The 25514-nt window shown below is 73.6% G+C and carries 21 protein-coding genes and 1 pseudogene; 11 read left to right on the top strand and 11 right to left on the bottom strand.

Annotated elements, in window-relative coordinates:
* Positions 1 to 179: 179 nt before the first annotated feature.
* The 3 genes and pseudogenes from ACH4K1_RS01475 to ACH4K1_RS01465 all read right to left on the bottom strand — a co-directional run bounded on the left by ACH4K1_RS01475 (position 180) and on the right by ACH4K1_RS01465 (position 3036).
* A complete protein-coding gene (locus ACH4K1_RS01475) occupies positions 180 to 1817 on the bottom strand; it encodes a TROVE domain-containing protein (RefSeq protein ID WP_398085339.1) in 1638 nt (545 codons plus the stop codon).
* A gap of 470 nt (positions 1818 to 2287) precedes the next feature.
* Positions 2288 to 2713, bottom strand: a pseudogene (locus tag ACH4K1_RS01470) (hypothetical protein); the annotation flags it as partial.
* 107 nt (positions 2714 to 2820) lie between these two features.
* Positions 2821 to 3036: a hypothetical protein gene (locus ACH4K1_RS01465; protein WP_398086546.1), complete on the bottom strand. Its 216-nt coding sequence runs from the start codon at positions 3034 to 3036 to the stop codon at positions 2821 to 2823.
* Between the two features lie 257 nt (positions 3037 to 3293).
* On the opposite strand from ACH4K1_RS01465, the gene ACH4K1_RS01460 reads away from it, so the two are divergent.
* The gene (locus ACH4K1_RS01460) at positions 3294 to 4130 is read left to right on the top strand and encodes a helix-turn-helix domain-containing protein (RefSeq protein ID WP_398085337.1); all 837 of its coding nucleotides are present in this window, start codon (positions 3294 to 3296) and stop codon (positions 4128 to 4130) included.
* Positions 4127 to 4336 (top strand): DUF397 domain-containing protein, encoded by a 210-nt coding sequence (locus ACH4K1_RS01455; RefSeq protein WP_398085335.1) that lies wholly within the window; start codon positions 4127 to 4129, stop codon positions 4334 to 4336. Before ACH4K1_RS01460 ends, ACH4K1_RS01455 begins: the two co-directional genes overlap by 4 nt.
* A 237-nt stretch (positions 4337 to 4573) precedes the next feature.
* On the opposite strand, the gene ACH4K1_RS01450 is transcribed toward ACH4K1_RS01455, so the two are convergent.
* Both ACH4K1_RS01450 and ACH4K1_RS01445 read right to left on the bottom strand, forming a co-directional pair.
* Positions 4574 to 5350 carry an SDR family NAD(P)-dependent oxidoreductase gene (locus ACH4K1_RS01450; protein ID WP_398085332.1) on the bottom strand — a complete coding sequence of 259 codons (777 nt, stop codon included), beginning with the start codon at positions 5348 to 5350 and terminating at the stop codon, positions 4574 to 4576.
* Between the two features lie 61 nt (positions 5351 to 5411).
* Entirely contained in the window at positions 5412 to 6008 is a 597-nt protein-coding gene (locus ACH4K1_RS01445) for a hypothetical protein (RefSeq protein WP_398085329.1), read from the bottom strand.
* A 302-nt stretch (positions 6009 to 6310) separates the two neighbouring features.
* Here ACH4K1_RS01445 and ACH4K1_RS01440 point away from each other — a divergent pair, with 302 nt between their 5' ends.
* The 3 genes from ACH4K1_RS01440 (at position 6311) to ACH4K1_RS01430 (ending at position 8757) form a co-directional block, all read left to right on the top strand.
* On the top strand, positions 6311 to 7117 hold the full coding sequence (locus ACH4K1_RS01440; RefSeq protein WP_398085326.1) for an HAD-IIB family hydrolase: 807 nt from the start codon (positions 6311 to 6313) through the stop codon (positions 7115 to 7117).
* Positions 7118 to 7298: 181 nt separating this feature from the next.
* The gene (locus ACH4K1_RS01435; protein WP_073765036.1) at positions 7299 to 7814 is read left to right on the top strand and encodes a lytic polysaccharide monooxygenase auxiliary activity family 9 protein; all 516 of its coding nucleotides are present in this window, start codon (positions 7299 to 7301) and stop codon (positions 7812 to 7814) included.
* A gap of 172 nt (positions 7815 to 7986) precedes the next feature.
* On the top strand, positions 7987 to 8757 hold the full coding sequence (locus tag ACH4K1_RS01430; protein WP_398085323.1) for a calcium-binding protein: 771 nt from the start codon (positions 7987 to 7989) through the stop codon (positions 8755 to 8757).
* A 76-nt stretch (positions 8758 to 8833) separates the two neighbouring features.
* Here ACH4K1_RS01430 and ACH4K1_RS01425 read toward each other — a convergent pair whose 3' ends face one another.
* Positions 8834 to 11062, bottom strand: a complete 2229-nt coding sequence (locus ACH4K1_RS01425; protein ID WP_398086545.1) for a SpoIIE family protein phosphatase — start codon at positions 11060 to 11062, stop codon at positions 8834 to 8836.
* A gap of 387 nt (positions 11063 to 11449) precedes the next feature.
* Between ACH4K1_RS01425 and ACH4K1_RS01420 the strand changes: the two genes are divergently transcribed.
* On the top strand, positions 11450 to 12847 hold the full coding sequence (locus ACH4K1_RS01420) for a protein kinase (RefSeq protein WP_398085320.1): 1398 nt from the start codon (positions 11450 to 11452) through the stop codon (positions 12845 to 12847).
* A 44-nt stretch (positions 12848 to 12891) separates the two neighbouring features.
* Here ACH4K1_RS01420 and ACH4K1_RS01415 read toward each other — a convergent pair whose 3' ends face one another.
* The 3 genes from ACH4K1_RS01415 to ACH4K1_RS01405 form a co-directional block, all read right to left on the bottom strand.
* Entirely contained in the window at positions 12892 to 13482 is a 591-nt protein-coding gene (locus ACH4K1_RS01415; RefSeq protein ID WP_398085318.1) for a TetR/AcrR family transcriptional regulator, read from the bottom strand.
* Between the two features lie 382 nt (positions 13483 to 13864).
* Positions 13865 to 15133, bottom strand: coding sequence for an outer membrane lipoprotein carrier protein LolA (locus tag ACH4K1_RS01410; protein ID WP_398085315.1), 1269 nt, complete (start codon positions 15131 to 15133; stop codon positions 13865 to 13867).
* 219 nt (positions 15134 to 15352) lie between these two features.
* Positions 15353 to 16363 (bottom strand): polyprenyl synthetase family protein, encoded by a 1011-nt coding sequence (locus ACH4K1_RS01405; RefSeq protein ID WP_398085312.1) that lies wholly within the window; start codon positions 16361 to 16363, stop codon positions 15353 to 15355.
* A gap of 404 nt (positions 16364 to 16767) precedes the next feature.
* On the opposite strand from ACH4K1_RS01405, the gene ACH4K1_RS01400 reads away from it, so the two are divergent.
* The 3 genes from ACH4K1_RS01400 (at position 16768) to ACH4K1_RS01390 (ending at position 20872) form a co-directional block, all read left to right on the top strand.
* On the top strand, positions 16768 to 18762 hold the full coding sequence (locus ACH4K1_RS01400; protein ID WP_398085310.1) for a CocE/NonD family hydrolase: 1995 nt from the start codon (positions 16768 to 16770) through the stop codon (positions 18760 to 18762).
* Between the two features lie 164 nt (positions 18763 to 18926).
* Positions 18927 to 20156, top strand: coding sequence for a fumarylacetoacetase (gene fahA, locus ACH4K1_RS01395; RefSeq protein ID WP_398086543.1), 1230 nt, complete (start codon positions 18927 to 18929; stop codon positions 20154 to 20156).
* Complete coding sequence (locus tag ACH4K1_RS01390; RefSeq protein ID WP_398085308.1) at positions 20153 to 20872, top strand: GPP34 family phosphoprotein; 720 nt, start codon at positions 20153 to 20155, stop codon at positions 20870 to 20872. The genes fahA and ACH4K1_RS01390 overlap by 4 nt, the downstream gene beginning before the upstream one ends.
* Positions 20873 to 21051: 179 nt before the next feature.
* Here ACH4K1_RS01390 and ACH4K1_RS01385 read toward each other — a convergent pair whose 3' ends face one another.
* Positions 21052 to 21462, bottom strand: coding sequence for a VOC family protein (locus tag ACH4K1_RS01385; RefSeq protein ID WP_398085305.1), 411 nt, complete (start codon positions 21460 to 21462; stop codon positions 21052 to 21054).
* Between the two features lie 102 nt (positions 21463 to 21564).
* On the opposite strand from ACH4K1_RS01385, the gene ACH4K1_RS01380 reads away from it, so the two are divergent.
* Positions 21565 to 22548, top strand: coding sequence for a tetratricopeptide repeat protein (locus tag ACH4K1_RS01380; protein WP_398085302.1), 984 nt, complete (start codon positions 21565 to 21567; stop codon positions 22546 to 22548).
* Positions 22549 to 22659: 111 nt separating this feature from the next.
* Positions 22660 to 23268: a Uma2 family endonuclease gene (locus tag ACH4K1_RS01375; RefSeq protein ID WP_398085299.1), complete on the top strand. Its 609-nt coding sequence runs from the start codon at positions 22660 to 22662 to the stop codon at positions 23266 to 23268.
* A gap of 67 nt (positions 23269 to 23335) precedes the next feature.
* Here ACH4K1_RS01375 and recQ read toward each other — a convergent pair whose 3' ends face one another.
* A complete protein-coding gene (recQ, locus tag ACH4K1_RS01370; protein WP_398085298.1) occupies positions 23336 to 25435 on the bottom strand; it encodes a DNA helicase RecQ in 2100 nt (699 codons plus the stop codon).
* Positions 25436 to 25514: the final 79 nt, after the last annotated feature.

Raw genomic sequence — 25514 nt, 5'->3', positions numbered from 1 at the left:
GTAGGCCGGGCAGCGGGTGTCGGGACCCGCAGGGCTGTACCGGGTGAGGAGGGCGGTCAGCCGGTTCCAGGTCTCACGGGACCAGGCCCCCCCGCTCGGCGGGACGAGGCCCAGGGGCCGGCTTCCGTGAAAGGCACCCCCGGAATGCGCCGATGGGCTCGGAGTGCGGTCGCGTTCGTTCAGGCGCGCCGGTCCTCCCACGGCCAGGTCGCGTCGCGGCCCGCCTCCAGGAGGGGGACCGCGCGGAACGCCTGGTCGGTCAGGCCGCCCATGGCGTGCCGGTTGCCGGTTCCGCTGGGCATCGCGCCGGCCTTGTAGCCGGCCATGTTCCACAGGTAGACGGGAACGTCCTTCGGGACGAGGGCGTCGATCTCCGTCTCGCGCATCCCGCCGTGGCCCGACATGTTGGAGGGCAGCCAGCCGGGACGGCTCTGTTCGTCGGTGACGATGACGATGCGGTCGTGGGCGGCCCCGTGCTTCTTGACGGCGGTGGGGATGTCGGTGCCGCCGATCTGCCCGTACCGCTCGATGAGCCGGAGGACGCTTCCGCCCCGGGGGACGTCGATCTCCCTGGAGTCGCCGCCGAACTCGACCAGCGTCGGCTTCTCGGCCCGCAGCGCGAGCGCGGACCCGAAGACGGCGGCCTGCTCGGCCAGGGTGATGTCCGACCGGTTCGGGGTCGAGAAGCCGAAACCGGGGAACATCGACGGCGACCGGTCCACGAGGATGAGGGTGCTGCCCGTGAGCCGCGGCACGTTGGCCAGGGAGTGGCCGAGGGCCTGCTCCAGTGCGTGGCCCCAGCGCAGCGACGGGGCGTGCTTGTACGCCGCCCACCAGCGGAACGGGAACATGCGGGACCGGGCGACCTGCTCGGGGTCGGCGAACCGGGCGCAGATACGGGCGGCGACCGCGTCGGAGACACCGGCTTCGTCGAAGTTCCGCAGGTTCCGGGCCAGTGCCATCAGGCCCATGGAGGGGATGACGGCCTCCCACGCCGCCGCGTCCATCGGCCCCTGGAGCCAGCCGGCCAGCCGCTCCCACGTGAAACCGGCGCCCGCGAGCCCGCCGGGCGAGGTGACCAGCGTGGGGTCCCGCACGTAGGCGCGTCGCTCCTGGACGGGCAGAGAGGTGAGCATGCGGCTCGCCCGGAGAACCGGAAGGGTGGCGGGGATGGATTCGTCGCGCTTCATCCTGCGGTCGAGGGCGTGCTGGAACAGGTCGCCCTGCCACGGCTTGTCGGCGGCGGGGCTGGGGTGGACGAGGTTGAGGACGTCGCCGAACCGGTAGCCCTTGGAGTCGGTGTCGTACCTGAGGAGCGACCGCTCGTCGTAGAGGCGCTGTACGGCGTCGGCGACACCGCGCTTCACCGGCTTCGGCAGCTTCCGCCCGTAGGTCGACATCCAGTAGCCGAGGAACTCGCCCGGCTCGTCGGCCCGCTGGAGGACGGAGTCGACGACCTGCCGGGAGTGGCCGGCCGCACCGGCTTCGAGGCGGGCCTTCGTGAACTCGGCCGCGCCGACCAGGGACGCGGTACGCATGTGGGCGCCGGTACGGAGCCACCGCAGGAAGCCGGTGCACCAGTCGGGGTCGGTGACGGCGAGCCTGCGGATGAGCTGGGCGTAACGGTCGTCGCGCTGCTCGCCCCGCTCGTAAAAGGCGTCGGTGCCGACGAAGTTGCCGACGGCGAGCAGGAAGAGTTCGGACCGGGTGTCGCGGAGGTGGCCGGCGCCGCCCTCGTGGGTGGTGGCGCGCTCCCCGGTCGTGGCCACGGGCGAGCCGGTGGCAGGCCGCGCACCGCGCCGGTTGAAGCGGGACATGGAAAACCCCTCACGTGGAGGGGAGGTCCAGCAAGGGGGAGCCCGGGATCGAAGCGGTGATCCCGCCAGGGCGCTCTGGATCGCTGAGCCACCGGCCCGAACAGGCTGGACGGGGTCCGAACCCGCCTCTCCCTTCACAGAAGAAGCAAGGATCGCCTGCGCACCGGGCACCGGGCGCCCTCGATGCTGTGCCTCCCGAGATCAAGGTGGGCGGTTCGGCGTGATTCATGAGAAGAAGTAGCCGAGGTTGCCCTGCGCACCGGGAGGTGCAAGAAGTCGTGCCGCCACTGTAATCCGTACGGCTGAGGAGGTCACGGCATTTCCGCGGCTCCGCCGACTCTCCGGCCGGGCCCCGAACCACCCTACGATTCCTCCCCTTGGACGCCCTCTTCGCCGTTCCTGCCGCGCTCACGCCCGCCCCGGTCGCCCCCGGCCCCACCGCTCCCGCCCCGGTCGCCCCCGGCCCTGCCACCGTCACCGCCCTCCCGGTCATGCCGCACCTCGTCCCGGATGCGCTCGGCCATCAGGTCGGCGAGCGGGTCCTTGACGTCCCAGGAGTGTGCGCCCGGGTGCCGGTCGTACAGCACGCACGCTTCGCCGTCCTCGACGGACAGCCGGTGGACGACGGCCGGGCACGGCAGCAGTTCGGCGAACCGGAACGTCCGGCGCCCGTCGCCGTCGAGCCAGAACATCCACAGGTCCCGGCCCGCCCGGGGCGCCGCCGACCAGAGCTGGGCGGCGTGCTCGGTCGCCTCGTCGTGCTCACCGAGTTCACAGAGCAGGAAGGTGTCCAGGTCCGGCGCTTCCACCTCCTGGCCGGGCAGGTCCTCAAGCCCCATCAGCGCGACGCGCGCGCCCATCTCAGGGAGTTCACTGAAGGCGGTGCACTGCAACATGGCTCTCATCCTTGCCGGTTACGGGTGGGCACGTGCCGGTTACGGGTGGGCACGTGCGGGGAACGGCCGGCGGGCGACGTACCGCCGCGCCCGTCCGGGGGCCGCGTTCACAGGACCTCGCCCCGGCTGCGGGCGTTGAGGCGGGCGGTCCGGGCCCGCAGTTGCTCTATGAGGAGCGCGGGGCGGACCCGGTGCGGCTCGGCCTCCCACTCGATCCCGCCGCCCACGGGCCGCAGCGACCAGTAGGGGCCGGCGGCCCCCCGGAACTCCCCCACACGGTCCCCCCGGCCCGTGTCCACCACGAGCGCACCGAGGGGCGGCAGGGCGGGAGGCGCCGACGAAAGGGGGGCCGGTGGCGGGGACGGGGTCGGTGGCGGGGACGGGGTCGGCGGCGGGGACAGGGGGCCGGCCGAGGTCGGGGCCGGGGGGCCGGAAGGTTCCTGCGCGTTCGGGCAAACGTTCTCGCCGTACACCTATCGCTCCTCTCTGTAGCCGAACGACTACCGGGGCGATTCAGCGTGACCTACCGTGAGAGGGCATTCAACTTGCCTGTTCGGCACGGAAGATCGGGTTCGGGCCCATGAACATCAAGCAGTTAAATCCGGAGAGTTCCGCGAAGGCCGCCTACGGCGCACGTCTGCGCGGCCTCCGCATCGAGCGGGGCTGGACGCAGGAGGGGCTGGGCATCGAGATCGGCTACTCCAGCACGCACATCTCGTCCGTGGAAACCGGACGCAAACTTGCTACCTTGCGCTTTTCGCGCAGTACGGACCGCGCGCTCGGGCTGGTCGGGACCGAGGCGTCGTTCGAGCGCGAGCTGAGCCGGATCAAACACGGCAGCCTGCTGGAGGGCTTCCCGGAGTTCCTCATCTACGAGGCTCGGGCGGCGGAGATCCGGCTGTACGAGGTCGGCGTGATGCCGGGCCTGCTCCAGACCCCGGAGTACGCCGGGGTCCTGGCCGACAGCGCGGTCAAGCGGAAGGCCATCACGCCCGCCCAGGCGGAGGAGCGCGTCGCGCTGGTCGCGGAACGCCAGGCGGCACTGGCCCGGGACAACCCCCCGCTCGTCTTCGCGATGCTGGACGAGAGCTGCATCCGCAGGCCGGTCGGCGGGCCGGCGGTCATGCGGGCGCAGATGGACCGCCTGATCGAGTTCGCCGAGCAGCCCAACACGGTGATCCAGGTGGCGACCTTCGACATGGGTGAACTCCGCCCGTTCAACCTGCCGATCTACATCCTGACCATGCCCGACCGCTCGCTCATGTCGTACGCGGAGTCCGCACAGCAGGGGTACCTGGAGCGTGAAAGCGGCTCGGTGGTAACGCATCTGACGGCCTACCATCAGATGCAGGCGGAAGCGCCCTCGCAGGCGGCGTCCGTTGACATGTTCAGGCAGTTGCGAAAGGGCTTCCAGTGACAACCGAGACCCCCCGTTGGTTCACGTCCTCCTACAGCGACAACGGCGGTGCGTGCGTCGAGGTCGCCACCAACCTCGCCGCCCCGCACGGCATCGTCCCCGTCCGCGACTCCAAGGACGTGGCCGGGCCGGTCCTCACCGTGGCCGCCGCCGCGTTCAGCACCTTCGTGGCGGGCGTCCGGGCCGGAGACCTCGGCGCCGTCTGAGCCGCCGACCGTCCTCCGTACGGTCCACCCCGTACGCCGCACGCGTACACCGGCGAAGCCCCACCGCCTCCGACCCACGCGGTGGGGCTTCGCCGTGCGGAAGGAGGGGCGGCAGGGGTGGCGGGGGTGCCCCGGGCGCCCTGGGCACCAGGGGCGGCAGGGGTGTCGGTGCAGGGGCCCCCGGCCGGAAGCGCGGAAGAGCCGGGTGGGTGAGGCCCGGGTCGTCTTCGTGCCCGGCTATTCGGGGAAGGGGCCGCGGACCGAGACTCCGCCGTCCAGCACGATCTGCTGGCCCGTGATGTAGCGGGCCTCGTCCGAGGACAGGTAGACGGCCGCAGCAGCCATCTCCTCCGACGTGCCGTAGCGGCCTGCCGGGATCTCTGGAACCCAGGTGTCGGAAGGGCCGGTGTTGACAGCAGTACTGATCGCCCCGCCTGCGACGACGTTCATCCGGATGCCGTCGGCCGCGTACTCGGCGGCGACGGTCCGGGCCAGGCTGTACAGGCCGGCCTTGGCAGCGCCGTAACCGGCCTGCTTCGGAGCGGCCATGAACCCGGTGACAGAGCCGATGCTGACGATGTTCCCACCGGTGCCCTGTTCCAGGAACAGCCGCAGCACGCGCCGCACCGCGCGAGCCACGTAGCGCAGGTTCACGTCGTAGACGGTGTCCCAGTCGTCGTCGGTCATCTCATGCAGCCTGACCGCGGGTACGAATGCGACTTGCCCGCCGACCACGGTGATCAGGGTGTCCAGTCCACCGAGTTGATCGGCCGCGCCGACGATCACGCTTTCGAGCTGCTCGCCGGAGCGGACGTCGCCGCTCAGCGCACAGGAGACGTGCCCGGCCGCACGCAACTCGTCCGCCGCCTCGGTCGCCCGCGCAGGGTCCACGTCGGCCACCGCCACCGCCGCCCCCGCCGCCGCACAGGACCGGACGATGGTTCGGCCGATCCCGGCCCCGCCACCCCCGATCACCAGAATCCGTTTGCCGTCGAGCCTGTTCAATCCGGCCATGTGCCCTCCGCCCTTGCTCAAGTTGCCCAAAGTCAGTCACAACGAGTCAGCCGGGGCTGTCTCAGCCGAGGAAGTCCTTCCAGAGCGGGACGGATGCCTGCGGGTTCCAGGGCGTGTCCTCGTCAATCTCGCCGAACTCGCGGTCGATGTAGTCGGCCAGATCGCAGCCGTAGCAGATGATGTCGGTCCCCCACACCGACAGGACCGGATGCCCCGGACTGTCATGACCTGCGGGCAGGAAGCGGTGCGCGTAGACGGGAACGAGCCGTGGCGCTCGTGCGAGTACCGCTCGGGCCACCTCCCGAGCTTCTTCCTCGGAGAGGGGACGCGCTCCCAGGGCCGGATGCCAGCTGCCCTGAGCTACGCGACCCAGCACTTCTCGTACCGGCCACTCCAGCCGATAGCGCAGGTCGTCCTCATCAGCGTGACGCCGGTCGGGCCATGCCTGCTGCCACGTCGCGCCTTCCTCGGGGGGCGAAGCGACCGGCAGCCCCGCCGCCAGGAAGGCACGATGCTCCGGGGAGAACTCGAACTCATAGGTCGCCTCGATCCGGCTGAACTCTTCCTCCGTGAGCCCTGGAGCTATCTCACAGCAGTCCGCCTCCACCAACCGCCGCGCGGCCTCCGCACCCAACCGAGCACCATCGAAGTCGATCACTCCGGCACCGTACACACGCCGCGTGCACGGCATCACCTCTTTTCGAGCCTCGACTCGGGCTCCGCGTCATTGCGGGACAGCCCCGAGGAATCCGGGGCCACTGCGGGGCGACCAGCAGCATCCGCAGAAGCTCGGGTCCGCTTGCGCACGAGGCCCCGCCGCTCGCATTTCCGCCGCGCACAACGCCGCCGCACGCGTCCGCCACCGTCGCCCAGTCGGCCCCGTCCATCGCCCGCCCCTGCCTATAGCCGATTCCGCTCTGCCGGGCAAGCGGCCGTCCGGGGCCTTCTAGGGTGGGGTCCATGCCCACGCCCCCCGCATATGCCCTCGTCGCCACGGATCTGGACGGCACCCTGCTGCGCCCCGACGACACCGTCAGCGCCCGGTCCCGTGCGGCGCTCGGACGCGCCGCCGCCGCCGGAGCCCGGCATCTGATCGTGACCGGGCGGCCGGTCCCCGGGGTGCGGGCGCTGCTCGCCGACCTGGCGTACACCGGGCCCGTCGTCTGCGGCCAGGGGGCCCAGCTCTACGACGCCGACGCGGGCCGGCTGCTGCACTCCGTCACCCTGGACCGCGAGGCCGCCGACACCGCGCTCGGCAAGATCGAGGCGGAGGTCGGGGCCGTGTTCGCCGCCGTGGACCAGGACGGCGTGGACGGGGTGACCCTGATCGAGGCCGGCTACCGCATGCCGAACCCGACGCTCCCCGCCCACCGCGTGGACTCCCGCGACGCGTTGTGGGCGCGGCCCGTGATCAAGGTCCTGGTGCGCCACCCGGAGCTGGGCGACGACGCGTTGGCCGCCGTCGCGCGCGGGGCCGTGGGCGATCTGGCGTCGGTCACGATGGCGGGGCCCGGCACGGTGGAACTGGCCCCGTACGGGGTGGACAAGGGCACGGGGCTGGCGGCGGCCCACGCCCTGCTGGCCATCGGGGGCGAGCGGACGGTGGCCTTCGGGGACATGCCCAACGACCTGCCGATGTTCGCCGGTTCGGGTCTCCGGGTCGCCATGGGCAACGGCCATCCGGAGCTGCGCGCGGCGGCCGACGAGGTGACCCTGTCGAACGCGGAGGACGGGGTGGCGGTGGTCCTGGAGCGGCTGTTCGGCTGAGCCGCCGCCGCTCCCCGCTCCCCGCTCCCACTTCCCTCGCGCACCCTAGCTTGGTCTAGACCAAGCGGGGTACGCTCCCCTTGCCGCTCGGGGCAGCCCCACCGCCCCGTACGGCACTGCTTGTCATGCACACGCTTTCCGCTCCGCACGGGAAAGCACCGACCCCCACAAAGGAGTTGCCATGAAAAGCAAGAAGATGCTCGCCGTCGCCATCGGAGCGGGGATCGCCCCGCTCCTGGCCGTCAGCCTGCCGGCCGGCAGCGCGAGCGCGCACGGCTACATCTCCTCGCCGCCCAGCCGCCAGGCCCAGTGCGCCGCCGGCACCGTCTCGTGCGGCTCCATCAAGTACGAGCCGCAGAGCGTCGAGGGCCCCAAGGGCCTGAGCAGCTGCAGCGGCGGCAACGCCGCGTTCGCCGAGCTCAACAACGACGCCAAGGGCTGGAAGGTGACCCCGGTCAGCCGGACGACCAGCTTCAACTGGCGGCTGACCGCCCGTCACGCCACCAGCACCTGGCAGTACTACGCCGGCGGCCGGAAGATCGCGGAGTTCAACGACGGCGGCGCACGGCCCGGTGAGACCGTCACGCACCAGGTGAACTTCGGCAGCCTCTCCGGCAAGCAGAAGGTCCTGGCCGTGTGGAACATCGCCGACACGCCCAACGCCTTCTACGCCTGCGTGGACGTCAACGTGAGCTGACCCGCCACCGCACCACCGCACCACTGCACGACCGCACCACCGTATGACCGCACGACCGCACCACCGCACGACCGCACCACTGCACGACCGCACCACCCGGTTCGCCGGCGCCCGGAGCGGACAGAGCACCGTTCGCTCCGGGCGCCCCGGCCCCCCACCGAGATGAGGACCCATGTACCGCCACCGAGTCACCGCCCGTGCGGCCGTCGTGGCCCTGCTCGCCACCGGCCTCGCCGCCTCCCCGGCCGTCGCGGCTCCCGCCGCCGGAGGCGGGGCCCGCGTCGGCGCCGACTGGGCGAAGCAGTCCATCACCTTCACCGCCGCCCCGGGCCAGGCCAACGACCTCCACGTGGTCCCGATGGACCGGGGCGACGGGGTCCGGCGCATCGGCTTCCGCGACGCGGTTCCGCTCCGGCCGGGCGACCACTGCACGTACCTGGAACCGGGCGTCGAGACGTACGTCGTCTGCGAACTGCCCACCGACCGCGCCCGCCCGGACCGCATCGACGTCCTCCTCGGCGACGGCGACGACGAGATCGCCACCAGCGACCCCGGCGTCGCCACCGTCGACGGCGGGCCCGGCGACGACACCCTGCACGCTCACACCGCGCACACGGTCCGGGGCGGCGACGGCGACGACATGGTCATGGGACGCGTCGTCCTGGACGGCGGCGAGGGCATGGACCACCTGATGGGCGACGACGGCGGCCAGCGGATGTACGGCGGCCGGGGCGGCGACATGATCGAGGGCTACGGCGGCAAGGACCTCGTGCACGCGGGCCCCGGCGACGACCACGTCATGGGCGGCGACGGCGACGACCTCCTGCTCGGCGGCCCCGGCGACGACATGCTGCACGGCGAGGCGGGCCACGACCTGATCGGCGGCGGCCCCGGCGAGGACACGGTGGACGGGGGCCCCGGCCGGAACATCGTCCTGCCGTAGACCGCGCCCGGCCCGGCCCCGCCGGGCGGGGGCCGGGCCGGAGCTACCGGGCCGGGGCCCACGGGCCCGGGGGAGCCTACGGGCCCGGATTCCCGCCAGGGTCCGGATTCCCGCCCGGGTCCGGGAAGAGGGCCGAGGGGCCCGAGGGGCCCGAGGGATCGGGGGGCGGCGGCGGGGGCGGGGGCTCCGACGCGCCGCCGGGCAGGTCCTGTTCGGTCCAGAGCACCTTGCCGTCCGGGCCGTGGCGGGCTCCCCAGTGGGACGCCAGGCTGGAGACGATGAACAACCCCCGGCCCCCCTCGTCCACGGTCCGGGCGTGCCGCAGGTGCGGGGAAGCGGTGGAGCCGTCGTGGACCTCGCAGGTGAGCGTGGAGTCCAGCAGGAGGCGCAGCCGCAGCGGCGGGTCGCCGTAGCGGACGGCGTTGGTGACCAGCTCGCTGACGATCAGCTCCGACGCCTCGACGGTGTCCTCGGCCAGGCCCCAGCCCTGGAGCCGGTCGCGTACGAGCGTCCGGGCGGTGGCGGGGGCCCTGCGTTCCTGGGACAGGTCCCAGGTGGCGACCTTGTGGTCGGAGACCGTACCCGTACGGGCCAGGAGCAGGGCCGCGCCCGCGGCGCGGGTGTCGTCGGGCAGGGCGTACACGATGTCGTCGCCCAGTTGGCGGAGGCTGCGGCCCGGCCGGGCGAGGGCCTCCGCGACGCGTTCGGCGGCGCGGTCGCCGGAGAGCAGATCGGCGGTGCAGAACGCGAGGAGGCTGCCCACGTCCAGGGTGGCGACGGCAGGGGCGAAGAGGGCGCCGTCGTCGGAGAAGAGGCCGGGCCCCTCCGGTACGTCGAAGGGGACCACCCGCCCGTCGGGGCCGACGATCAGCGGGGCGGGGTCCCCGGCGCGGGCGACGGTGCAGGTCCGGGCGAACGGGTCGTACACCCCGTACAGGCAGCCCGCCCTCAGCGGCTCGCGCTGGAGGGTGTCGGCCGGGGGCAGCGCGTCGCGCTCGTGGGCGAGGCGGTCGGCGGTGTCCTTGAGCCGGGCGAGCACCTCCTCCGGCTCCAGGTCGAGATCGGCCAGCGCCTGGATGACCGTACGCAACTGGCCCATGACGATGGCCGATTGCAGGCCCTCGCCCTCGACGCTGCCCACCACGAACGCCGTCCGCGCGCCGGACAGGGCGATGGTGTCGAACCAGCAGCCGCTGTCCCGGCCGGGCAGCAGCACGTGCGCGGTTTCGACGGCGGCCTGCTGCCGCGCGGACTGCGGGAGCAGCCGCCGCTGGACGGTGGAGGCGATGACGTGTTCGCGTTCGAAACGGCGGGCGTTGTCGATGGCGAGGGCGGCGCGGGTGGCCGCCGCCCCGGCGAGGGTGACGTCGTCCTCGTCGAAGGGTTCGGCCGGTCCGCAGCGGTAGAGGCTGATCAGGCCGAGGACCGCGCCGCGCAGGGTGAGGGGCACGACGATCAGGGAGTGCGCGCCCCTCTCCATGACGGCGTGCGCCCCGTGCTCGTCCGCCTCCAGCCACGGGGTTTCGGGGCTCAGCGGGACGAGTCGGGGCCTCAGGTCGGCGACGGCCAGCGCGAACGGCGTCCGGAGGGGGAGGCGGCGGGTGACCCCCGCCGAACGCGGCCGGCCCGCTCCGCCTCCGGCCTCCGCCGAACGCGGCGGGCTGCTTCCGCCCCCGCCCCCGGTCTCCGCCGTGGCGCTGGGGGTGTCGCACCGGCCGCTCGCGGCGCGGCACAGCGGGGCGTCGGGCGGCAGCGGGCCCACCGGGGGGTCGACGCCGCGCAGGACGTCGTCCACCACCTCGACGACGGCGAGGTCGGCGAAGCCGGGCGTCAGGGCGTCGGCCAGGGCGCGGCAGGTGGCGGCGGTGTCAAGGGAGCCGCCGACCGTGTCCCGCACGGCGGCCAGCGCGGCCTCCCGGGCGCGGGCCCGCTCGCGCTCGGTGACGTCGACGACGGTGGCCACCAACCCCAGGCCGGGGGTGCCGGGGGCGCCGGGGCCGCCGCCGGGGGTGTCGAGGCGGTAGGCGGAGACCTGGAACCGCCGGTCGCCGGGGAGCGTGCGCAGCCGGCCGCTGACGAGGTGGTCGCGGACGGGGCCCTCCCCGGCGAGCACCTTCTTCAGCAGCTCCTCGGCTTCCTCCGGGTCGTCGAGCCGGAAGGCGTCGGTGAACCGGCGGCCGATGTACTCCCGGGTCTCCGCGCCCTCGAAGAGCGCGTTGGCGCGGACCAGCCGGAGCTGCGGGTCGAGCACGACCAGGCCGACGGCCGACTGGTCGAACAGCGTCGCCAGGACGGCGTCGTCCAGCCGGTCGGGCCCGTCCGCCCGTCCCGCCGGCCTTCCGGACCCGCCCGGCCTTCCCGTTCCGGGCGTGCTTCCCGCGCCGCCCGTCCGTCCCGTTCCGGGCGCCCGCCCGGGGCCGCTCGCCTGTCCGGTTCCGGCCGTCCGGCCGGGGTCGGCCGGGGTCTCGGCGTTCGACACGGCTCCACCCGCCCTCCGGATCCGGCGCACCGCTGCCCCGATCCGGTACGCGCCGGACCAGCATCGCCCGCCCGGTCGGGGCCCGCCACCGGGGGACGGCAGAGGCGTGAACGCGGGCGGGGAGGGCACCGCGCCGCGACGGCGCATCGGGGGCCGGAGCGGCGGAGCGCTGCGTCATACTGATCCGCCGGAGCACAGGGGGGCGTTCAGCGCATGGAGTACGGGGCGAACGGCAGCGGCCTGCCGGAACGTATCGGCGGGTACGTCGTCGAGCGGGAGCTGGGCGCGGGGGGTATGGGCACCGTCTATCTGGCCCGCTCCCGGGGAGGCCGGGCGGTGGCCGTCAAGGTGGCCCGCCCGGAGCTGGCGGGCGACCCGCATTTCCGGGAGCGGTTCCGCGCCGAGGTCGCCGCCGCCCGCAGCGTGGGCGGCTTCCACACGGCGCCCGTGGTGGACGCGGACCCGGACGCGCCCGCGCCCTGGCTGGCCACCGCGTACATCCCCGGGCCCACGCTGTCCGCGCTTCTGGAGGCCGAGGGCCCGATGGACGAGACGCGGTTGCGGGGGCTGGGCGCGGCGCTCGCCGAGGCGCTGGCCGCGATCCACGGCTGCGGGCTGGTGCACCGCGATCTGAAGCCCGGCAACATCATCATGGCGTCGGACGGCCCCCGGGTCCTGGACTTCGGCATCGCGCGGGCCCTGGAGTCGACCCGGCTGACGGCCACCGGCACGGCCTTCGGCACCCCGGGGTTCCTCGCGCCGGAGCAGGCGCAGGGGCAGGAGGTCGACGGGGCCGCCGACGTGTTCGCGCTGGGGGCGGTCCTCGTCGCGGCGGCGGGCGGCAGCGCGTTCGGGGCGGGTACGCCGATGGGCATGATGTACCGGTCGGTGCACGAGCCCCCGGACCTGGCCGCCGTACCGGAGGGGCTGCGGCCGGTCGTCTCGGCGTGTCTGGCCAAGGCTCCGCAGGAGCGGCCCGCCCCGGCGGCGCTGCTGGACCTGTTCGTGCCGGACGCCGCGCCGCCCTCCCCCGGTCCGGCGCACGCCCCCACGGTGGCGGTGGCTCCGCCGCCGCCCGCCTACACCCCCTCGGCGTACACCCCGCCCCAGGGCCACCCGCCGTACCGGCAGGGCCCGGCCGGGGGCTTCCCGCCGTACCAGCAGGGCCCGGCCGCCCCCTTCCCGCCCTACCAGCAGGGCCCGGCCTCTCCCGTCCCGCCGTACCGGCAGGGCCCGGTCGGCGGCTTCCCCCCGTACCAGCAGGCCGCGCCCGGCGGCTTCCCGCCGCACCAGGCCCCGGCCTGGCCCGTCGCGGCGGGCGGCGGGCCGGCCGCCGCGGACCCGGACCCGTCGTTCGTGGCGGTCGGGCCGGGGAGTTCCCTCTTGATCGACGCGACGGGCGTGACGCTGGGCCCGGAGGACGCGGAGACGCACTACGCCTGGGAAGAGATCCGCACCGTGACGTACGCCGCCGAAGGCCCCAAGCACCTCGGGGTCGTCGTCCACCTCCACCACGGCACGGCCCACCCGTGCGTCATCGCCGCCCGCCGCCGGGGCCGCCTCCAGGAGTGGTTGCGGGATCTGCCCCTGATCCTGGGCTGCTTCCGGTAGCGGCCGGTCCGGAGCGCTTGCCGGGGCTGCCCCGCCCGTCGGCCTCAGTACCCCGGCGCGCGCAGGGAGCGCAGCACGTGGTCCACGAGGGCGGCGACCGTCTCCTCGTCCTGGACGGGCTTGCGCAGCACATGGCGGTAGTAGAGGGGCCCGTACAGCATCTCCACCGCCAGCGGGAGGTCCGCGCCGGGCGGGATCTGGCCGTGCTCCTGGGCGCTGCGCAGCCGGCCGACCGCCTCCTCCACCCGGGGGTCGACCAGCTGCTCCCGCAGTTGCCGGGCCAGGCGGTCGTCGTGGTGCAGCTCCGAGAGGATGCCCGCGTAGGCGGGGCCGAACGGCGGGACCGAGAGCAGCTTCACCGCCCCGGCGACATGCGTGCGCAGGTCCGCGCCGATGTCGCCCGTGTCCACGAACGGGGTGGCGTCGACCAGCGCGTCCGTGAACGCCTCCAGCAGGACCGCGCCCTTCGAGGGCCACCAGCGGTAGATCGTCTTCTTGCTGACGCCGGCGGCGGCGGCGATGGCCTCGATCGTGACGTGCCCGTACCCCCGCTCCGTGCAGAGATCGAGAGCGGCCCGCAGGATCGCGCGGCGTGACCGTTCGCTGCGGCGCACACTGCTCGGCGATGTGGTCATTCGGTGAGCATAGGGGGGTTCCAGCCAATCTCTTATTGACATCTCGTCGCCAAAGACCGAACAATACCCAGGCGGAAACGGAACGTACCGTGTCGTGTCGTTCGCGTAGCCGCACCGTTCGTGCCGTTCGTGCCGCGACGAGCCGATCGGGGGACGGCTCGCGCGGCCGGCGGCGCGTGCGGACCCCACCGCTCTGTTCCAGCCAGTCGGCACGCCGGACCCCGTCCGCCGGCCCCCCCTACGGGCGCCGCCCCTACGGGCCGCCTCCAGGGCTCCGCCTCCCCCCCACCCCGTACTCACACGCAGCTCCGCCCCGCCACGCGGCTGCGTGACGGGGCGGCAGGCCCGAGGGCGGTCCTCCTCGGCAGGGGGCCGGACGGTCCTAGCGGCCCGCGGCGTCGGCGGCGCGCACCAGCGCGTCCTTCGTCACCGCTCCGACGTAGACCGAGCCGTCGTCCGTCAGCAGGGCGTTGACCAGGCGCGTCGTGAAGACCGTGCCCGAGCCGAACTTCCCGGTGACCTTGTCGCCGAGCGCGTCCAGGAAGCCCTGCGCCTCGGCCGGGACGTCGCCCGAACCGGTCTGGGGCAGGCCCTCGCCACCGGGGGCCTTGATCTCGGCGATCGAGGTCCAGCCCTCCCCGATGACGTTGAAGCCCTCCTCGCCCGCGAGGCCCTCCAACTCGGCGAGCTGCCCGGGGAGCGCCTTCCGCACCGCATCCCGCCCGTCCTTGCCGGGCGCGGCGTCGTCGATCTCGTCGGCCTCCGTCACCTCGGCGCCCCGGGGCGGGGTGTAGTCGAACGTGGAGGCCGCGGGCCGGGAGAAGTCGACCTTGGTGAACCCGGCGTCGACCACGGCCTTGCCGCCGTCCGCCGCGGAGAGGGTGAACTTCAGCGGTACGCCGTTGTCGGCGTCCACGGCGATCCGGACGGAGCCGACCGTGGAACCGGACTGCTTCGGCTTGATCAGGAGCTGGTACGCGTCCCGCCCGGCGACCCGCGCCGTGCCGTCCACGGTGACCGAGGTGGTGTCGCCGACCGCCGCGAGCGCCTGCTCCGCGAAGTCCTTCGGGGTGGCCGGGACGCCCTCGGAACCCTTCGGGGCCTTCTCCGCGCGCTTCCCGGCGTCCCGGCCGTGGGCGCCCTCGGGGGCCTCGGCGTGGTAGACCTCGTCGGACGCGCTGTCGTACGCCCAGACCTCGCCCCGGTTGTGGATGACGCTGTACTCGGACGCGTCCCCGAGGAGGGAGAGCTTCTGGCGCTCCGGACCGTCGACGGCCACCCGCAGGGTGTGCGTGCCGGACGTCAGCTCCATGAGCTTGTCCTGCGGGGCCGCCGCGCCCTCGCCGCCGCGCTCGCCGCCCTGCACGAGCGAGCCCGCGAGGCCGTCGAGGGGCAGACCCAGGTCGGTGCTGATCTTGAAGGTGCCGGAGAGCCGCTCCTCGTCGGAGGCGGCGATCTTCTCGATGAGCTCCTGGGCGCTGATCTTCGGCAGCTCCGGGTCGCCGGAGCTCGCGAGCGCCGGAACGAGGCCGATGGTCGCGGCCGCCACCCCCGCGACCGCGACGGGGACGATGTAGCGCGCCGCCTTCCGGCGGCCCACGGCAGTGCTGGTCGCCCCGCCGGTGTTCTCTGCGCTGTCGTTGGGTGCCATGGTGTGCCCTACCTCCGTGGTCGGCGGCTTCCGTTGGTAACCATCTGACCAAATCGGACGGCGCGAAGCGTCAGCCCGGGGGATCAACTCCGCCTACTGCTCCGGTATGACAACCGGAGGGGACGGCCGCGCCGTCCAGTAGGGGTCCGCCCCCGCCCGGCTGATCCGCCGTCACGTCCCCGGCACGCCTCCCGGCCCCGGCCCGCGGGCGTTCCGGCCTCACCCCGCGCGGTGCACCACCGCGTCGCACAGCTCCTCCAGCGCGGACTTCGCGTACCCCTCGGGCAGCGGCGCCAGCGCGGCGCGCGCCTCCTGGGCGTAGCGCACGGTGTCCTGGCGGGCCTGCTCCAGCGCCGGGTGGGCGCGCAGCCGGCGCAGCACCTCGTTCAGCGCCTCGTCGCCGCTCAGGTCACCGTCGAGCAGCTCGACCAGCTCCAGGTCGTCGGGCTTGCCGTCGGCCGCCGCCAGGGCGCGCAGCCGCAGGACCGGGAGGGTCGGGATGCCCTCGCGCAGGTCGGTGCCGGGGGTCTTGCCGGACTCGTGGGAGTCGGAGGCGATGTCGAGCACGTCGTCGGCGAGCTGGAAGGCGATGCCGAGCCGTTCCCCGTACTGGGTGAGGACGTCCACGGTCCGCTCGTCGGCCCCGGACATCAGCGCGCCGAACCGGCCCGAGACGGCGACCAGCGAGCCGGTCTTGCCGCTGAGCACGTCGAGGTAGTGGTCGACCGGGTCGCGGCCGTCGCGGGGGCCCGCCGTCTCCAGGATCTGGCCGGTGACCAGGCGCTCGAACGCCTCCGCCTGGATGCGGACGGCCTCGGGGCCGAGGTCGGCCAGGATGTGGGAGGCGCGGGCGAAGAGGAAGTCGCCGGTGAGGACGGCCACCGAGTTGCCCCAGCGGGTGTTGGCGCTGGGCACCCCGCGCCGGACGTCGGCCTCGTCCATCACGTCGTCGTGGTAGAGGGTGGCGAGGTGGGTCAGCTCGACGACGACGGCGGCGGGGACGATGCCGGGCGCGCCCGGGTCGCCGAACTGTGACGCGAGCATGACCAGCAGGGGGCGGAATCGTTTGCCCCCGGCCCGCACCAGGTGCTGGGCGGCCTCCGTGATGAACGGGACATCGCTCTTGGTGGCTTCGAGCAGACCCGCCTCGACAGCGGCCAGGCCCGACTGGACATCGGCCTCAAGAGCCTGGTCCCGCACGTGCAGTCCGAACGGCCCGACGACGGTCACGGGGACATCTCCTGTCTGCTGACGATCACACGCAATGTCGATGTGTCGCTGTCTCTCTCTGCGACTTCAGCGTATCCGGTCCGCTGTGGATCACCGTGGGCGGCTTCCCATGACCGCCGGTATGTTCGGGATCAGCTCATACGACCAGGAGTCGCCGCTTTGTCCCCCAGCCCCGCCGGTACCGGGCCGGCCCCGCCCGCCCCCGAGGACGCCCCCTCCGTCCCCGCCGCCGTCGGGGCGAGGACGGGCGCCCGCCGGCCGCACGCCTCCGACCCGAGCGCGTCCGGAACGGTCCCCCGCGGGCCCTCCCCCCTCCTGACGGCCCGGCCGGCCGCCGGACGCCCCGTACCGACCGCCCCCGGGTCACGCCCTTCGCACACCCCGTCCCCCACCGAGGTGGCCCCATGAACATCACGACCGCGTTCCCGTACGAGACCACCCGCGAGGACGTGTACGTCCCGCTGCCCGACGGCACGGGGCTCTACGCCCGGATCTGGCGGCCGCTGACCGAGGAGCCGGTCCCCGCCCTGCTGGAGTACCTGCCCCACCGCCTCGGCGACCGGACCGCCGCCCGCGACCAACAGCGCCACCCCTGGTACGCCGGCCACGGCTACGCCTCCGTACGGGTGGACGTGCGGGGCCACGGCAACAGCGAAGGGCTCCCGGGCGACGAGTACGACGCGCAGGAGCTCCAGGACGGGGTGGCCCTCGTCCACTGGCTGGCCCAGCAGGAATGGTGCTCGGGCCGGGTGGGGATGTTCGGGATCTCCTGGGGCGGCGCCAACGCGCTCCGGATCGCCGCGCTCGCCCCGGAGCCGCTGAAGGCGGTCGTCACCGTCTGCTCGTCCGACGACCGCTACGACGACGCGCACTACCTGGGCGGCTCGGTCCTCGCCGCGGGCATGCCCGCCCGGGCGGCGGCCCTGCTCGCCTCCGCCTGCCGGCCGCCGGACCCGGCGCACGTCGGCGACGGCTGGAAGGAGATGTGGCGGGAGCGGCTGGAGGCCGTGGAGCCCCTCGTCCACACCTGGCTGGCCCACCAGAGCCGCGACGCCTACTGGAGGCACGGCAGCGTCTGCGAGGAGTACGGCGCGATCAAGGCCGAGGTGCTCGCGGTCGGCGGCTGGCACGACCCGTACCGGGACACCGTCCTGCGGCTGGTGGAGCACCTGGAACCGGGACGGGTGCGCGGGATCATCGGGCCCTGGCCGCACCAGTACCCGGACCAGGGCCTGCCGCCGGGGCCCGCGATCGGCTTCCTCCAGGAGACGCTGCGCTGGTGGGACCAGCACCTCAAGGGCAAGGAGACGGGCGTGATGCGGGAACCGCTGCTGCGGTCCTGGATCAGCGGCCCGCACCCGCCCGCCACGGTCTACGGGACGCTGCCCGGCCGCTGGGTCGGGGACGCCTCCTGGCCCTCGGAGAACGTGACCCCGGTGGCGTACGCCCTCCAGGGCGGCGAGCGGATCGTCGCGTCGCCGCAGCAGACCGGGCTCGACGCGGGCCGCTTCTCCCCGCACGGCGACCCCGCGGACCTGCCGCCGGACCAGCGGGACGAGGACGCCAAGTCCGTGTCGTTCGAGTTCCCCGTCACGGACGCGCCGATCGAGATCCTCGGCCGCCCCCGGGTGAAGCTCCGCATCCGGATGGACGTGCCGCGCGGCCAGGCCGTCGCCCGGCTCTGCGACGTGGCGCCCGACGGCTCCTCCACTCTGATCACCCGGGGCGCCCTCAACCTCGCCGCCCGGCACGGCCGCGACCGCGCCGACGCCTGGCTGCCGGGCGAGCGGGAGGACGTGGTCCTCGACCTCGACGGCATCGGCCACGCCTTCGCCCCCGGCCACCGCATCCGGATCGCGATCTCCTCCGCGTACTGGCCGTGGGTCTGGCCCCAGGCCGGGTCGGCGGCGGGCTTCACCCTCGACGCGGACGGCAGCTACGTCGAACTGCCGGTGCGCCGCCACACCGAGGACCCGGCGATCGCCTTCGCCGAACCGGAGCAGGCCGAACCGCTCGGCGTGGTCCACTCCGTCCCCCTGGAGGAGCCGCGCCCCGAACGCCTCGTCGTCCGCGATGTCGCCAAGGGCGAATGGCGGCTGGAGGCCGACCCCTGCCCCGGCGGTACGCGCGTCCACCCCGACGGCCTCGCATGCACCGAGGACGCCCTGGAGACGTACACGATCCAGCAGGACGACCCGCTCTCCGCCCGCTCCCGCTCCGACCGGCGCGTCCGGCTGCACCGGCCGGAGGCCGCGTGGGACGTGGAGATCAGGACCCGTTCCGAGATCACCGCCGACGAACACGACTTCATCACGTCGGACGAGGTGGTCTGCAAGGACGGCGAGGAGGTCGTCTTCCACCGGACCTGGGAGAAGCGCATCCCGCGCACGGCGGGCTGAACGGCGCGGCCTTCCCCCTCCTCACGGCTCCCCCGGCCTCTCGGGGGACACGAGGAACTTTCCGGGCATTGGGCGCAGTTGGGGGCGGTCGGGGCACTGCCGCCGGGGAGGAGCCCCGACGTAACGTGTCCCCCAACACGACCTGGAAAGCGAGGCAGCACCACATGCCCGAGCAGAGCAGCCCGCTCGACCTGCCCGAGGGCGACCCCTTCGGCCCCCACAACCTTCCGTACGGTGTGTTCTCCGCCCCCGACCACCCCGGCGTCCGCCGGGTCGGCGTCCGCATCGGCGACCACGTCCTGGACGCCGGGGCCGCCGCCCACACGCTGGGCTCCCCCTACGCGGAGCTGCTCGCGCAGCCGAGTCTGACGCCGCTGCTCGCGGCGGGCCGCACCGCCTGGAGCGACGTGCGCCGCGCGCTCACCGCCTGGCTGACCGTCCCCGCCCACCGCGCGGACATCGAGCCGTTGCTGCACCCGGTGGACGCGGTGACCCTGCACCTGCCGTACGAGGTGGCGGACTACGTCGACTTCTACGCGAGCGAGCACCACGCCACCAACGTCGGGAAGATCTTCCGGCCGGACGGCGACGCCCTCACCCCCAACTGGAAGCACCTGCCGATCGGTTACCACGGCCGCTCCGGCACCGTCGTGGTCTCCGGCACCGACGTGGTGCGCCCCGGCGGCCAGCGCAAGGCCCCCACCGACCCGGCGCCCGTCTTCGGCCCGTCGGTGAAGCTCGACATCGAGGCCGAGGTCGGCTTCGTCGTCGGCGTCCCCTCCGCGCAGGGCGTCCCGGTGCCGCTGGCCGACTTCCGCGAGCACGTCTTCGGACTCTTCCTGCTCAACGACTGGTCGGCGCGCGACCTCCAGGCGTGGGAGTACGTGCCGCTCGGCCCGTTCCTCGGCAAGTCCTTCGCGACCTCCGTCTCCGCGTGGGTCACCCCGCTGGAGGCCCTGGACGCGGCGCGCACCGCCCCGCCCGCCCGGGACGTCCCGCTCCTGCCCTACCTCGACGACGCCGGGGAGGAGGAGCCGGGCGGCTTCGACATCCGGATCACCGTGGAGATCAACGGCCAGGTCGTCGCCGAGCCGCCGTTCGCCTCGATGTACTGGACGGCCGCCCAGCAGCTCGCCCACATGACGGTCAACGGCGCGTCGCTGCGCACCGGCGACCTGTACGGCTCCGGCACGGTCAGCGGCCCCGAGCCCGCCCAGCGCGGCTCCCTCCTGGAGCTGACCTGGAACGGCAGCGAACCCCTCGAACTCGCCGAGGGCAAGCGGACGTTCCTGGAGGACGGGGACACGGTCACGCTGACCGCCTGGGCCCCCGGCCCGCACGGCACCCGCGTCGGCCTCGGCGACGTGACCGGAAGGATCGTCACCGCGCCATGACGGACGACGGCTCCACACTGACGCTGCCCGAGGAACTGCTCCTGCTCGCGCTGGACACCGAGCGCGGCAAGCCGCTCTGCAGCCGCGCGTACCTGCGGTACGGCGTGGCGGGCGCGGTCCTCGCCGAACTGGAGCTCCAGGGCCGCATCCGCGAGGAGCGCGGCCGGGTCCGGGTGGTCAACCCCCTGGGCCCGGCCCACCCCCTGCTCGCCTCGCTGCTGGGGACACTCGGCGCACCGGCCAAGAAGAACCGCTTCCTCTCCAACACCAGCCCCAAGGTCTGGATACGGCAGTACGGCCGGAACACCGAGGAAAGCCACCTGGCCCACTTGGTCGAGCGGGGCCTCCTGCGCCGCGAGACCCGCCGCTTCCTCGGTGTCTTCCTCTACCAGCGGCACTTCCCCGGCGACCCCGACCTGACCGGCGCCGCGCGGTGGCGCTTCGGCCAGGCGGAGGCCCGGAACTTCCCGGACCGGCGCAGCCGCGTCCTCGCCGGCCTCGTCTCGGCGTCCGGCCTCGCCGGCGTCCTCACCGCCAAGGGGCACGAAGGCCGCTCGGCGATGAGGACCGTGCGCCGCACCCACTGGATCGCCGCGGCCGTCCACCACAACGTCCGCCGGAGCCAGTCGAGCGGCGGCGGGGGCGGGGGCGACGGCTGGAGCGACGGCGGGAGCGGAGGGTGTGGCGGGGGCGGCTGCGGAGGGGGCGGGGACTAGGGCGTGTCCGGCGGATCTTGACCGGGTCCACGACGCCCGGCACAGCACCTCGCGGCGTTGCCGAAACGCCCGAATCGCTCCGCGATGCAGGCATTCCAGCGCCTTGCGATGCACCGCACCAGACGCCGCGGCCTCTCCGATCCTGATCCGCCGGACACACCCTAGGGCCTTTCAGGCCGCTAGAGCCTCCCGGGCCAGGTGGGGCCCTCGTCGGTCCAGACGACGCCCTTGTTGCGGCAGAGGCAGAAGGGGTGGCCGATGGGGTCGGTGTAGACGCGCCAGCCGTAGCCCTCGGGGCCGACGCAGTCCTGTCGCAGGGTCGCGCCGAGGGCCAGGACGCGGCGCTGTTCGGCCTCGATGTCGTCGACCTCGAAGTCGAGGTGGAACTGCTTGGGGTGCTCGCTGCCGGGCCACTGCGGCGCGCGGTAGTCCTCCACCCGGATGAAGGCCAGTTCGATCTCGCCGAACTGGATGCCGGCCCACTCCTCGTGGCTGCTCTTCTTGACCGGACGCCCCGTCACCTCGGAGTAGAAGGCCGCCAGTGCCATCGTGTCGGGGCAGTCGATGATGAAGTCGGTGAGTCGCAGCATCCGGCGATCCTGCCACAGGGCCCGCCGGACCGGCCACCGCCCGCTTCCACGAGAGGGGAGGCGGGGCCCAGGGGGTTTTCGGCCGCGGATACGCTCCCGGTCATGTCGAATCAGTCTGTGGCAGCGGAAGTGGGCCTCGCCGGTGTGCCGGCGCACTGCGGAGGAGACCCGGTGGCCGCCGTGGAGCTCCTGGGGAGGGCCGTCGCCTCGGCGCCGGCGGCCCCGGAGCCGTACGCGGCCCTCGCCGGCCTGTGGCGGGAGCACCGCCCGGAGCTGGAGAAGGGGCTGGCGGGGAGCGGCTCCGTCAGCGCCGTCACCGCTCAGGCGTACTTCTTCTTCCTCGACGGGGACATGGACGACGCGGCGATGGCCCTCGGCTCGGTCACCGGCGCGCGGCCCGACGTGGGGTGGGGTGCGGCGCCCTGGTTCGGGGACGACCGCTTTCTCGGGGCGGTGAGCGCCGAGGCGTTGGCCGAGGCGTGTCTGCGGACGCTGGACTACGGCCACGACCTGGACACCGAGGAGGCGCGAGAGCGGTTCGCACCCTGGTTCCACGCCATCGAGACGGTCTCCGGAAGCCGCCCCGTTCCGGAGTCGCTGGCGTCCATGGCCCGGCTGCCCCGCGCCTGCGGCCGCTACGAACTGGCCTTCGCCCTGTGCGACCGCGCCGACGCCGTCGAGCCGGTCATGTGGACCGCCGTCTCCCGGGGAGCCACCTGGCGCGTGATGGGCGACCTGGACCGGGCCGCCGCCGCCTTCGAGAGCGCGGTCGCCCTGGACCCCGCCAACTGGTCCCTCTTCCTGGACCTGGCGGACATCCGCGCCGAGCAGGGCGACTTCGCCGCGGCGGCGGACCTCGCCGGACGCGGCCTGGAACACGAGCCCGGCGAGGTCTCCCTGCGCGCCGCCCGCGCCGCCTACCGCACCCGTCACTCCGGCTCTCCCGAGGAGCTGAAGGCCCTGATCGCCCTGGCCCCGCACCTCACGAACCCCACGTACCGGAACCAACTGATCGACCACGCGTGCGCGGGCCCGAAGCTGCCCCGCCTGCTCGTGGCCAAGGCCCGCCGCCTCCGGAAGAACTGAAAGCGCGCAGGTCGGCCACGCGGGAGCCGTTCACACGTTCGGGTCATCCGGGTCGCGTTCCCGGCGGATACGCTGGTCGGGCCCGCGAGACTCCTCCCCGTGGGAGCAATGATGAGCATCGAACCCGAGGCGTCCGAGCCGCGGTGGGCGGTTCCGCCCGAGGGCGGCTGGACCGCCGATGACCTGGACACACTCCCGGATCTGCCTCCGCACACGGAGCTGATCGACGGGAGCCTGGTGTTCTCCTCTCCGCAGACGGTCTTCCACGCGCGAGCGGTCAGCTTCTTCGGCGAACAGCTGCGGGCCGCGGCCCCTCCCGGTGCGGACACGATCAGCCGCTTCACGATCGACATCGACCGGCACAACCGCCCCGAACCCGATGTGATCGTCGTGCGGGAAGGGGCCGTGCGGAGCATGGACCGGACACGCGTGCCCGGCGGGTCCGTGCTGCTGGTTGTCGAAGTGGCCTCCGAGGATTCGCTGTCCCGCGACCGGGAGACCAAGCCCGTGAAGTACGCCCGCGCGGCCATCCCCCACTACTGGCGGGTGGAGAACCATGACGGGCGGGCCGTGGTCTACGTCTTCGAGCGGGAACCGGCCACCGGCGCCTACACCTCGACCGGGATCTTCCACGACCGGATGAAGGTGTCGGTGCCCTTCGCCGTGGACCTGGACCTGACGGCGATCACGCCCCGCCGCCGGGCGGCGGACCCACGGTAGACCCGGTCGCCCTCCGGCCCACCGCCTTCCGGCCCCGCCGCCCTTCCACCCCGCCGCCCGGTACGGCTCACTCGTACTCGGGCGGTTCCTCGTCCCAGGCGAACTCGGGGTCGCCGTACTGCTCCGCCGGGACGGCCTGCGTCTGCGGACGAACCGGGGCCGGAGACGTCCGGGGGGCCGGGGCCTGGCTCGACGCGGAGGCCGGCCGAGAAGCCGGGGCCTGCGTACGAGCGGGAGCCGGGGCCGGGATCTGCGGCGCTTCCGGAGAGGCCGGCGCCCCGCCGCCCACCTCGGCCAGGACCTCCAGCACGCCCTCCCCGTAGGTCGCGAGCTTCTTCTCGCCCAGGCCGCTGACGCCCCCCAGCTCCCCGATCGTCGTCGGGTGGACGGTCGCGATCTCCCGCAGCGTCGCGTCGTGGAAGATCACGTACGCCGGAACGCCCTGCTCCTTCGCGGTCGCCCCGCGCCAGGCGCGCAGCGCCTCGAAGACCGGGACGGCGGAGGCGGGAAGGTCGGCGGGGGCCGTCTTGCCCTTGCCGCCCTTGCCGCCGCCCGCCGAGGACGACGAGCGGGACGTGGGCTTCTTCGGCTCCTTGCGGAGCAGCACCTCCCGCTCCCGGCCCAGCACCGTCGCGCTCTCCTCGGTCAGCACCAGCGTGCCGTACTCCCCCTCGACCGCGAGCAGCCCCTGCGCCAGCAGCTGGCGGACCACACCGCGCCACTCCGCCTCGGCCAGCTCCTCGCCGATGCCGAAGACGGAGAGCTGGTCGTGGTCGAACTGGATGACCTTGGCGGTCTTGCGGCCCAGCAGGATGTCGATGATCTGGCCCGCGCCGAACTTCTGGTTCCGCTCGCGCTTGAGCCGCACCACCGTGGAGAGCAGCTTCTGCGAGACGACCGTGCCGTCCCAGGTCTCCGGCGGGACGAGGCAGGTGTCGCAGTTGCCGCAGGAGGGGGCCGCGGGCTCCTGGCCGAAGTAGGTCAGCAGCTGGGCGCGGCGGCACTGGACCGTCTCGCACAGGGCGAGCATGGAGTCCAGGTGGGAGGCGGCCCGGCGGCGGAACGCCTCGTCGCCCTCGCCGCCCTGGATGAGCTTGCGCTGCTGGACGACGTCCTGGAGCCCGTACGCCATCCACGCCGTGGACGGCTCCCCGTCGCGGCCGGCGCGGCCGGTCTCCTGGTAGTACCCCTCGACGGACTTGGGCAGGTCCACGTGGGCGACGAAGCGGACGTCCGGCTTGTCGATGCCCATGCCGAACGCGATCGTCGCGACGACGACGAGCCCTTCCTCACGGAGGAACCGCGCTTGGTGGGCGGCGCGCGTCCGGGCGTCCAGACCCGCGTGGTACGGAACGGCCTCCACGCCGTTGCGGCTGAGGTACTCCGCGATCTTCTCGGTGGAGTTGCGCGAGAGGCAGTAGACGATGCCCGCGTCCCCGGCGTGCTCCTCCTGGAGGAAGGAGAGGAGCTGCTTCTTCGGGTCGGACTTCGGCACGATCCGGTACTGGATGTTCGGCCGGTCGAAGCTGGCGACGAAGTGCTTCGCGTCCGGCATGGAGAGGCGGCGGGTGATCTCCTCGTGCGTGGCGTTGGTCGCCGTCGCCGTCAGGGCGATGCGCGGCACGTCCGGCCAGCGCTCGCCGAGCACGGACAGGGCCAGGTAGTCCGGGCGGAAGTCGTGGCCCCACTGGGCGACGCAGTGCGCCTCGTCGATCGCGAAGACGGAGACCTCGCCCCGGGCCAGCAGGGAGAGCGTGGAGTCCAGGCGCAGCCGCTCGGGCGCCAGATAGAGGATGTCCAGCTCGCCCGCGAGGAACTGCGCCTCCATCGAGCGGCGCTCGTCGAAGTCCTGCGTGGAGTTCATGAAGCCGGCCCGGACGCCGAGCGCGCGCAGGGCGTCTACCTGGTCCTGCATGAGGGCGATCAGCGGCGAGACGACGACGCCGGTGCCCCGGCGGACCAGGGACGGGATCTGGTAGCAGAGGGACTTCCCGCCGCCGGTGGGCATGAGGACGACCGCGTCGCCCCCCGCCACCACGTGCTCGATGATCGCGCCCTGCTCGCCGCGGAACGACTCGTAGCCGAAGACGCGGTGCAGCGTCCGCCGCGCCTCGCTCTCGTCGCCCGTGCCGGCGTCGACGCCGGTCACCGTCGCGGTCTCATCCATGCTCACGCCTCATGCTCTGTCCCCCGGGGGCCCGCTCGCCCGGCCCGGTCCGTCCTGCTCTCGTCCCCGTCCACGATAG

The organism is Streptomyces sp. NPDC017448, assembly GCF_044330565.1.
Classification (GTDB): domain Bacteria; phylum Actinomycetota; class Actinomycetes; order Streptomycetales; family Streptomycetaceae; genus Streptomyces.
Note: the sequence above shows the minus strand (reverse complement) of the source record. Positions and strands in the feature narration are given on the sequence as shown.